This window comes from Acinetobacter sp. UBA6526 (assembly GCF_002434875.1).
GTDB lineage: Bacteria > Pseudomonadota > Gammaproteobacteria > Pseudomonadales > Moraxellaceae > Acinetobacter > Acinetobacter venetianus.
Genome location: NZ_DJLC01000238.1, coordinates 1 through 10,085 on the forward strand (window position 1 = coordinate 1; position 10,085 = coordinate 10,085).

The window sequence follows — 10,085 nt, forward strand, 5'->3', positions numbered from 1 at the left end:
GTTGAGTCAGTTTGGTCAGAAGCATCTGAAATACGATGGGTTAAATCAAAATCTTAAAAGAGTTTTGCCTTGGCTAACAGTTTTATTCCTGATGATTTCATTGCTAATGAATTGTCATTATGAAGGTTCTTCAGTTGGACCTTTAACATGGCTATTCGTGATACTAACAACAGCATTTTTTTTACAAGTACTTAGTTTTTATCTATTTAGAAAATATTTCATTTTGATTTGGTTAGGTTCGATCATTTTCGCTTTTATTTTTACAGCACTAGAGCTTTTAGCGTTTATTTAAGCTTTTCGAGGTAGAAGCGAATACGCTCTTATAAATAAATTAAATTAACAAAAAACAAGAAAAATAAATTCCACCATTTGATGAAAACGATTATTATTATCATTTAATGGTAAAAGCAAGGAATTATATAATGCTTACGCTTTCACAAAAACTTCCAGACTATTTCGAATACTATGAAGACGGAACGCAATACTATTTGCGTCAAGTACAATACCCGCAAGATATTCCGCTTTTACACCAATGGATGCATGAACCGCATGTGATTCCTCAGTGGCAATTGAATAAGTCAGAGCTAGATTTACAGGTTTATTTTGACAAGATGCTGGCAGATGATCATCAACGTTTATTGATTGTCGGGATTGACGGTAAAGATGTCGGTTATACCGAAATTTATGAAGGGAAACGTGATCGTTTAGGCCGTTATTACGAAGGAGATGAGCAAGATCTAGGTTGGCACTTACTGTTTGGTGATAAGTCAGTTTTTGGTAAAGGTTTCTTACGTCCAACCATTCGTTTACTAAGTTTTTATATTTTTGAACATTCGCAAGCAAAAAAAATTGTAGGTGAACCTGATCATACCGTTAAGCCGTATGCGGCTGTAGTTGAAGAAATGTGTTATGAAAGCCAGCGGTTAATTCCAATGCCAGAAAAAACGGCGATGTTGTACTACTGTTATCGAGAGACTTTTTATAATAAGTTCGAGAGCTATTTCAAAGCTTCACAACAACAATCAGAGGCTCAACCAGCCTAAATCTCGTAAATAATATAGGTGCTGCAACTGAGACATGGGGGTTAACTATGTCTCAGTGATAATCATAGCTTTGGATATTTATTTACTTTTTAAAGTCTAATCAACGTAATTTGGCTGAAGTCCTTAGATATTTAATCTCTCTGTAGATTGATCCATATGATCAAATAGCACTCATATTTTATATGGTTATGCAAGTCAACTTCCCCATAAATTACAATTATAGTGTGGGCTTGAAATGATTTGATTGTTTTTTGATCAAATTTATTTCATTTATTTACAATTCGGATTTTATGCTCATTTTTTAGTTAATCTATAAAAAGCGATAGTAAAAGAAAGGAGTACAAATGCTTATTTTTCATGATTATCCTGTTCAAGGGGCGCTTTTTGACATGGATGGGACGATGTTTGACACGGAACGTTTACGTTTTCAAACATTGAAACAAGCTTCAGAAGAGCTCATTGGACAGGAATTCTCTGATGACTATTTAATGCAATGTTTGGGACTGAGTGCTCGAACTGCTGAAGAACTAGCGAAAAAGTTCTATGGTGAGGATGTACCTTACGCGCAAATAAGAAAGCGCGCTGATGAATTAGAGTTAGAATCAGTTCGTATGAATGGTGTACCGATTAAAAAAGGTCTCATTCAGGTATTAGAGCGACTACGCAAGTCTGGTTTGCGTATGGCTGTTGCGACTTCAAGTCGTAGAGCAATCGCTGAAGAATATTTAATTAATGCAAATGTATATAAGTTTTTCGATTTACTGGTTTGTGGGGATGAAGTAGAGCGTGGTAAGCCTCATCCAGAAATCTTTTTAAAAGCGGCACAAAAACTAAATCTACAGCCACAACAATGTTTAATGTTTGAAGATTCTGAAAATGGTATTTGTTCTGCGAGTGATGCAGGCGGTATCACGATTTTATTTAAAGATATTAAAGAACCAAATGACCGAATGTTGTCTAAAGCAAAATTCTACTATCAAGACATGTATGAATTTTTGAATGCTTTGGATGAATATACTCCCGAAATCGGTATGCCACATTTACAAGAACCATTTCCGCAAAGTTTGAATCAGCTTACTGTTGGTATTCATGGCTTCGGGGCAATTGGTGGTGGTTATATTGCCCAAATTTTATCGCATTGGGATGGCTACACACGTCCAAAACGAATGTTAGCATCTACGCGAAATCGTTTATATCTTGAGTCAGTAAATAGCTTTGGTAGCTATAGTATTCGATATGGTCAGTCTTCTTATGATGAGCGTATTGAAAATCTAAGCGTGATTGACGCTGATAATGAACAGCAAATGCTCGAGATGTATATGCAATCGAGTTTAATCGCACTTTGTCTCCCAGAACAGGCGATTGCATCTGAAGCAAAAATTATTGCCAAAGGGCTGTTGGCGCGTTTTATGTCTCAGGATATGCAGAACAATGAGCCGATTACATTCCTGATTATTCTCAATAAAGTATGTGCCAAGTATTTGGTCTTAAAAAATATTCGAGAAGCTTTGCTTGAAATTACAGATGAAGATATTGCTGAGCACATTTTAAGTGAACATTACTTCTGTGATACCGTTGTTAACAGAATGGTTTCAAAACTCACCGATCAAGCTTTATATCGCCAGTTAAATATTAAGCATCGTCTGTTTAAGCAGTATCAGTCTGATCTTAATGATGAAACCATCGAGCTTTCGGATGAAACTGCTTTAACGGAAAAGCAAGAACAGCAAATTACTAACTGTCTGGAAGATATGCGTGGACAATTCCAAGCAGGTCAGTTCTTACAAAATATGGACTTAATCTTGTTCCATAGTGAAACGGATATGCCGATTTATGTTGAAAATCGCAGTCCATTATTGAGTAAGATGCGCCAAATGATTTTGGTTGATCAAATTTCAGATATTCAGATCATTAAGAACCGTTTATGGAATGGTTGTCATGCAATGCTAGCGTGGTATGCAAGTACCATCGGTCATGAAATGATTGGTATTGCAATGGCTGATTCAAAGATCAAGAAATATGCGGAACAGGTTGTCGATGAAGTGAAACTAGGTTTGGTTAATATTGTGCCGAATCAAGCCAAAGAACTAGATCGTATGGCTGAAAGTTTCCTGAACTCGTGTCGATCAGCTTATAAAGATCCATGTGAACGTGTCGCGCGTGATCCGCTGCGAAAGCTTAATTTTAATGAGCGTGTGTTTGGAAGCATTGAAAATCATATTCATCAAGCACTTCCTTATCAAAATTTATTGAAAGGTGCGGTGTATGGTTATGTTTATGCACTTAAAAATTTAAATCTTGATAGTGAAGAGGTAGCACAACATCTTCACAAAAATATTGCTCAGATGGATATTACGGATGGCCAGAAGAAAGTTTTGTCAGGCTTGGTCGTGCAAGGCATCCAAAATGAACTGAAAGAAACAGGTATTCAATTCGATTTTTTGAGTTTAGAACTTAATCCTGAATATGCCTAAAGCGATACACGAAAAGCACTTTAATTGTTAAAGTCATTTATGTTTGAATAACACAACTTTCTATAAGTGTTTAAAGTTGTGTTATTACAAGCATCTACTCAGCTCATTTCAACTGAACGCCGTGATTATTCTGAATGGCATCATGGTCGTTCAGATTTTGCTGTGTGGTATATCGAAATAGATCAAGCAGAAGTTATTCAGTATTTAGATCATATTAAAACAAAATTTTCAGACTTGTTGATCGATTCCAATCAACGGCAGTACCACATCACTTTATTCGTTTGTGGGTTTCTAACGCCAAAATCTTCACATTATGATGATGACTTTGAAATTGATACATTAAAGCAGCAGGTTCAGGCATTAAACTCGCTGGAAATAGAACCTTTCGAACTTGAAATTACCCAGTTGGATAGCTTCAGCAGTGCATTATTTCTACAAGTTGAAGATAACAATAAAATTTTAGATGGGATTCGTCAGCAACTCGCTCAATATTCAGATGAAATAGCTGCACTTGAGTATTGTCCGCATATTACTTTAGGTTTGTATAACGATGCTTGGCAAAGTGATTTAGTGCTGGATCGTATTCAAAGCATTGCAATAAAACCATTTAAAATTCAGGTGAAATATTTAACTTTCGGCTATTATAAAGCTCAGATTTTACAAGGATTACTTTATCCTTATCACCAAATTAGATTAGGTTAAATATGTTACAACTGATTTTAGGCGGTGCTCGCTCTGGAAAAAGCCGTTTGGCGGAGCAAATCGCAAAAGATACTGGTTTGACAGTTACTTATGTTGCGACGGCACAAGCCTTAGATCAGGAAATGCAACAACGTATTCAATATCATCAACAACAACGCCCAGCAGATTGGCATTTATGTGAAGAACCCATATTACTCGCGGATCAGCTTCAACTGCTAGATCAGGAAAATCATGTCATTTTGGTTGATTGCCTGACGTTATGGTTAACCAATCTATTACTATCAGAAGATATCGCCTTACAGCAGATAGAAACAGAAAAATTATTAAATGTGCTACCGAAATTAAAATCACACATTATTTTAGTCAGTAATGAGACAGGACTGGGTGTTGTCCCAATGGGCGAAATAAGCCGTCGTTTTGTCGACGAAGCAGGGCGTTTACACCAAGCTTTAGGCCAAAGCGCAAATAAAGTGATGTTTTGTGTCGCAGGTTTTCCGATGATTTTAAAAGATGAGAAATAACATGTCTGAACAAGCTTCTTGGTGGTTAGCGTCTATTCAACAGCCTGATATCGCGGCACAATCACAAGCTGAGCAACGTCAACTACAATTGACTAAGCCTACAGGTGCATTGGGTGATTTAGAGCAAATTGCGATTCAGCTTGCGAGTTTACAAGGAACTGTTCATCCACAGATTCAACAACCTTGGATTACGATTTTTGCAGGCGATCATGGTGTTGTAGAGGAAAATATTTCAGCCTATCCACAAGCTGTCACACGTCAAATGCTGCAAAACTTTGCTTCAGGTGGCGCTGCAATTAGTGTAATTGCGAAACATCATCAAGCTCAGTTGCAAGTGATTGACTGCGGAACGGTAGGTGAGCCTTACCAATATACTGGCGTTGAGCGTCATTGTATTCGTGCTGGAACAGCGAACTTTGTACAGCAAGTTGCAATGACTGAGCAAGAATGCATTGCAGCCATGCAATTAGGGAAAGAGAGTGTTGATCTTGCTCGAGCTAAAGCGGCGGATATCTTTATTGCTGGTGAGATGGGTATTGGGAATACCTGTTCTGCATCAGCATTAGCCAGTCTGTTATTGAATGAAAGTGCTGAGCAACTAACTGGTGTTGGTACTGGAATTAATCATCAGCAGCTTGCACATAAAGTTTCTGTCATTAATCAAGCAGTTAAGTTACATGCAGCACATGTTGCTGATGATGCTTTGAAAATACTTGCGGCTGTAGGTGGTTTAGAAATCGCAGCAATGACAGGTGCATTTCTCCGTTGTGCACAGATTGGAATGCCAATCGTGGTTGATGGTTTCATTAGTTCTGTTGCTGCATTATGTGCTGTTCGAATTCAGCCTCAGACAAGGGCGTGGATGTTGTTTGGACATCAATCTGCTGAGTATGGTCATCAACGCATTTTAAAAGAATTAGACGCGCGACCGATTTTAAAAATGAACTTGAGATTAGGTGAAGGCAGTGGTGCAGGTTCAGCGCTTTCAATGATTCAACTTGCTTGCACTTTACATAATCAAATGGCAACTTTTGCCGAAGCAGCTGTATCAGGAGATAAGGTTGCTGATTGATTTACTTCGGCACGGAGAAACGACTTTAAGTCATACCTTGCGTGGCCACACCGATGATGAGCTGACAGAACAAGGTTGGTTGCAGATGCAATCAACCATTCAGAACAATATAGACAATGGTTCGTCTTGGGATGTCATTTTTACTTCGCCATTACGCCGTTGTCAGTTGTTTGCAGAACGATTAGCTGTGAAAATACAACGACCTCTCATCGTTAATTCGAACATCAAGGAAATGAACTTTGGTGACTGGGAAGGATTAGCCACTCAGCATATTTATGAAAATTTTCCAGAGCTGTTGGCAAATTTTTGGCAGTTTCCAACACAGTATCACGCGCCAAATGGCGAGTCTTTAGCCCAATTTAAGCAACGCGTGATGATTGGTTTTGAAGAAATTTCAATTCAAATGCAAACAGAAGATTGGAAAAATGCATTAGTTGTGACGCATGGTGGTGTCATCAAGTTATTAACCTGCCTCGCTAGAGAGCAACACCTCAATGATTTATTAAAAATGCCAGCTGAATTAGGCAATCTATATCAAATTGAATTATTAAAATCATTAGATCAATTGACGTTTATTGAACGTGATTAAGCACTTTTCTTTAATATTTTTTATTTTAACGATTTAATAGAACTGTCATTGTCACTGCCTAAGATACATGACATTTCTTTATCTATAAGTAAATTAATTATGAAGATATTATTTAAAAGCAGTGTGTTATGTCTCAGTATTTTATTGACGGCTTGTAATAGTGATGATTCTCAAAATTCGCAAAAAACTCCTGATACAGATAGCTCATCTAAATTTTATCAAACCAAAACACCTTACCAACCACAGCAAGAAATAAAGACCTATCAGCAAATTCCTGAAGGTTATCAAGCAGTATTCACTGAATTAGTTGCTCGTCATGGCTCTAGAGGTTTATCAAGTATTAAATATGATTTAGCGCTTTATAATTTATGGAAACAAGCCAAAGCCGAGAATGCATTAACGCCGTTAGGTGAGCAACTGGGTGCAGATATTGAAGCAATGATGAAAGCAAATATTTTGCTGGGTTATGGTATTGATGGTATTCGTCAGTTTGGTTATGGCAATGAAACAATGGTTGGGATTCAAGAACAACGCGGTATTGCGGATCGTTTATTACAACGTTTACCCACATTATTTAAAACCGCAGCTGCTCAACCAGCGTCTATTTTATTACAAAGTTTGGTGTAGATCGCGCAATAGATAGTGCTAAATTCTTTACAAATGAATTGATTCAGCAACAGCCTGAACTTAAAAATCAAATTACACCGTTTTCGTATACCAGTTTAGCCAGTAGTAGTGTTCCAACGATTGAAGATGGTGGTGTAGACCGTTTTAAACTTTACTTTCACAGCCTAAACCAAGAACAAGATTTAACGCAGCCTTTATCTGTACAGCAACAAGCGATTTATGATGCAAGTCAGGCTTATCAACAGTTTGAGGAAGAAGATGCTGATTTAGCTAATAAATTAGATGAACTGGCTGAAAATACGCGTGCTGAACAGGTTGCAATGCGTGTATTAACACCGATTTTTAAACCTGAATTTATTAAAAAATTAGGTACAAGCGGATATATTTTTTCGAACACTGGCTCATACACCGTTACTGCTCCATCAGGTGAAACCGTGACTGAAAATGGTAAAGGAAAGAATAAGATTGCTAGTGCTGTAGATGCAGCTGCTTATATTTATGAGTTGTATTCGATCTCAGGTGGAATGCAGTCTGAGCTTAAAGGTGTGAGTTTTGATAAATACATGCCAACCGACGCAGCTGAATTTTATGCAGAATTCAACGATGCTGATGATTTTTACTCTAAAGGCCCAAGTTTTACCGAATCAAATGGTGTTACAAGTGCGATGGCGCAAGGATTAAAACAGGATTTGTTTAGCCAAGTTGATGCAGTTATTGAAAGAAAACAGTCGCATCTTGCTGTTTTGAGATTCGCTCATGCTGAAATTATTATTCCATTGGCAACAAGTTTGGAATTAAATAACATGATGCAACCGTTGCCGTTACGTCAGACCTATAGCTATGACAACAGTGCATGGCGAGGTGAAATGGTTTCTCCTATGGCAGCAAATTTACAGTGGGATATTTACCAAAATGCCCAAGGGAACACCTTGGTCAAAATGTTCTACAACGAGAAAGAAACCTTATTTAAGCCATCATGTGATTATGCGCGTACCAACTCAAATAGTTTCTACTATGACTATTTAAAATTAAAACAATGCTATCAAATGCAATAATCAACTGATCTTTTTTGATTGGGAATAGACTTGCTATTCCCAATTTTATTTCTTCATAATCTGTCAATTAAAAATTATTGAATGAAGCTGATTAAATATGATGCCTTTTTGGATTGCCTTGCAATTTTTGACGGTTCTACCAGTTGAACTAAAAACGATGCCAAGTGCAAAACAAAATGGCCAAGCCATTCTTTTTTATCCTGTTATTGGTCTACTTATCGGTCTTATTTTATTTGCTTCTTCAATTCTCTTGGTCAAACTTCCAACCTTACTCATTGCAAGTATCATTCTTGTGTTATGGATTTGGCTAACGGGCGGTTTACATCTTGATGGTTTAGCGGATACTGCTGATGCTTGGGTGGGTGGTTTTGGTGATCCAGAACGCACATTGGAAATAATGAAAGACCCAACGTGTGGCCCGATGGGTGTACTCAGTTTAATTGTTGTTTGTCTTTTAAAGTTTGCAGCTTTATATGTGCTACTAGAACAGCATTTAGATTACTTTTTGCTGATATTTCCCGTATTAGGGCGTTGTGTTCCTTTATTCCTTTTCTTAACAACACAATATGTACGTGAAAAAGGTTTGGGCAGTTCTTTGACCGATTATCTACCTAAAGTAGCTAGTTGGATGGTTTTTGTCATTACATTATCATTTCTTTGTCTATATAAATGGTTAGGGTTTCTAGTTTTTATCTGCTTTATTTTTCTACTGATTATTTTTCGATCATTATTTGTGAAAAGAATTGGCGGGATTACAGGTGATACCGTTGGTGCAACGATTGAATTAGTTGAAACGGGATTGATCATGACTGTGGTGATAGGTTCTTTTTATATTTAGATGCGAGTTTAGTGACTAATCTCTCTTATCAAAGAAAGATTAGTCTGATAGTTGTTAGCGTTTAGCTCGAATGAAAAAACCGAGGATGACGAGCAACGCAATCAATCCAGCAATGGTTGCTAGAAGAATATCTCTTAATGTCTTATCTATCGGCAACCATGTCCATTTATGTAGATAGGCAAAGCTAAATCCTTCCAAAGCATCTTGTTGCGTGACTTGAGCTGCGATCACACCGCTACTTGGCTCGATATAAACTCTAAGTTGATTACTCAAACTCGTTTCTACTTTCGCGACAGGCAAGCGTTTATTAATAAAACCGTACTCCCCACCAAAACTTGTGATCCAAGTTGCTTGTTTGAGTTGATGAATAGTTAGATTGAAGTAATTTGTTGCTAAAATTTTACTTTGCTCAAGGACATCTAAATCTTCCGAGCTGTATGCATCAATCATTTGAATCGCGGGTGCTGTATCTTTTGAGTGATGGTGATGATCATGTTCATTTGCTGAGGTCATACTTCCTTGCATCTGTGGTTTGTCTGCCGATAGGATTAACCACGCTGCATGACTACGATCTGTACTAAATGCAATAGGTACAATGCTTAGACCTTGAACTGGATGTTGTGTAGCTCGTTTCCACGCGTCAGAACTTAAATCTTGTGCATGAAAAATAGGATTAAATGCAGGTATTTCTGGCTTTTTATTCCAAATATGATAAAAACCACTTATAACCCATAACAAGATAAATGTACTTAAGCTAACCGCAAGATAACGATGTAAAAATCGAATCGGTTTTTGACGTAGTCGATGGTTTTTACGATTGTGAATTTTAAAAAATAATCCAAACCCCATAAAAACTAAGCACAAGATTCCAATCAAAGCGAGTTGCATAATCAGTGATTGACCTTTCCAAGGTTGATCACCCCAAGTCCATGTATGACCTAAACGGAAAATTTTTGCCATCCACATTTTTTGATCATTTGACAATGTTGCAAGTCTTGATTGCGACGGATCAACATAGGCTCTAAGCCCATTGTCATAATTGACACGCCAAACGGGGAGCAGACGGTTCACACTTGGATAATCATCACTAAAACTCGTAATGATTTGTGCTGAAACAACCTGCTGTTTCGATAAGCCTGTGTACCAATTGGCTAATCGAATTAC

The 10,085-nt window shown here is 37.4% G+C and carries 9 protein-coding genes and 1 pseudogene; 9 read left to right on the forward strand and 1 reads right to left on the reverse strand.

What is annotated here, in order from left to right; all coding sequences use genetic code 11:
• The first annotated feature begins 1 nt into the window (after position 1).
• The 9 genes and pseudogenes from B4237_RS16325 (at position 2) to B4237_RS16365 (ending at position 8,921) form a co-directional block, all read left to right on the forward strand.
• On the forward strand, positions 2-292 hold the full coding sequence (locus B4237_RS16325) for a hypothetical protein (RefSeq protein ID WP_286943966.1): 291 nt from the start codon (positions 2-4) through the stop codon (positions 290-292).
• Between the two features lie 130 nt (positions 293-422).
• The gene (locus B4237_RS16330) at positions 423-1,043 is read left to right on the forward strand and encodes a GNAT family N-acetyltransferase (protein WP_004879402.1); all 621 of its coding nucleotides are present in this window, start codon (positions 423-425) and stop codon (positions 1,041-1,043) included.
• A 344-nt stretch (positions 1,044-1,387) separates the two neighbouring features.
• A complete protein-coding gene (gene mtlD, locus B4237_RS16335) occupies positions 1,388-3,517 on the forward strand; it encodes a bifunctional mannitol-1-phosphate dehydrogenase/phosphatase (RefSeq protein ID WP_278595250.1) in 2,130 nt (709 codons plus the stop codon).
• A 78-nt stretch (positions 3,518-3,595) separates the two neighbouring features.
• Positions 3,596-4,219 carry a 2'-5' RNA ligase family protein gene (locus B4237_RS16340; protein ID WP_278595249.1) on the forward strand — a complete coding sequence of 208 codons (624 nt, stop codon included), beginning with the start codon at positions 3,596-3,598 and terminating at the stop codon, positions 4,217-4,219.
• Positions 4,220-4,221: 2 nt separating this feature from the next.
• On the forward strand, positions 4,222-4,740 hold the full coding sequence (gene cobU / locus B4237_RS16345) for a bifunctional adenosylcobinamide kinase/adenosylcobinamide-phosphate guanylyltransferase (RefSeq protein ID WP_278595248.1): 519 nt from the start codon (positions 4,222-4,224) through the stop codon (positions 4,738-4,740).
• Position 4,741: 1 nt separating this feature from the next.
• The gene (gene cobT, locus B4237_RS16350; protein WP_278595247.1) at positions 4,742-5,812 is read left to right on the forward strand and encodes a nicotinate-nucleotide--dimethylbenzimidazole phosphoribosyltransferase; all 1,071 of its coding nucleotides are present in this window, start codon (positions 4,742-4,744) and stop codon (positions 5,810-5,812) included.
• Complete coding sequence (locus tag B4237_RS16355) at positions 5,802-6,401, forward strand: histidine phosphatase family protein (protein ID WP_004879408.1); 600 nt, start codon at positions 5,802-5,804, stop codon at positions 6,399-6,401. Before cobT ends, B4237_RS16355 begins: the two co-directional genes overlap by 11 nt.
• 99 nt (positions 6,402-6,500) lie before the next feature.
• Positions 6,501-8,083: pseudogene (locus tag B4237_RS16360) on the forward strand (histidine-type phosphatase).
• Between the two features lie 97 nt (positions 8,084-8,180).
• Positions 8,181-8,921 (forward strand): adenosylcobinamide-GDP ribazoletransferase, encoded by a 741-nt coding sequence (locus B4237_RS16365; protein ID WP_278595246.1) that lies wholly within the window; start codon positions 8,181-8,183, stop codon positions 8,919-8,921.
• A gap of 54 nt (positions 8,922-8,975) precedes the next feature.
• On the opposite strand, the gene B4237_RS16370 is transcribed toward B4237_RS16365, so the two are convergent.
• A partial coding sequence (locus B4237_RS16370; RefSeq protein WP_286943971.1) for a hypothetical protein occupies positions 8,976-10,085 on the reverse strand: 1,110 nt, incomplete at its 5' end.

Excerpts from the sequence above, each read along its gene's own strand:
- cobU (WP_278595248.1), top strand. The coding sequence starts at position 4,222 with ATGTTACAACTGATTTTAGGCGGTGCTCGCTCTGGAAAAAGCCGTTTG.
- B4237_RS16365 (WP_278595246.1), top strand. The coding sequence starts at position 8,181 with ATGATGCCTTTTTGGATTGCCTTGCAATTTTTGACGGTTCTACCAGTT.
- B4237_RS16330 (WP_004879402.1), top strand. The coding sequence starts at position 423 with ATGCTTACGCTTTCACAAAAACTTCCAGACTATTTCGAATACTATGAA.
- mtlD (WP_278595250.1), top strand. The coding sequence starts at position 1,388 with ATGCTTATTTTTCATGATTATCCTGTTCAAGGGGCGCTTTTTGACATG.
- cobT (WP_278595247.1), top strand. The coding sequence starts at position 4,742 with ATGTCTGAACAAGCTTCTTGGTGGTTAGCGTCTATTCAACAGCCTGAT.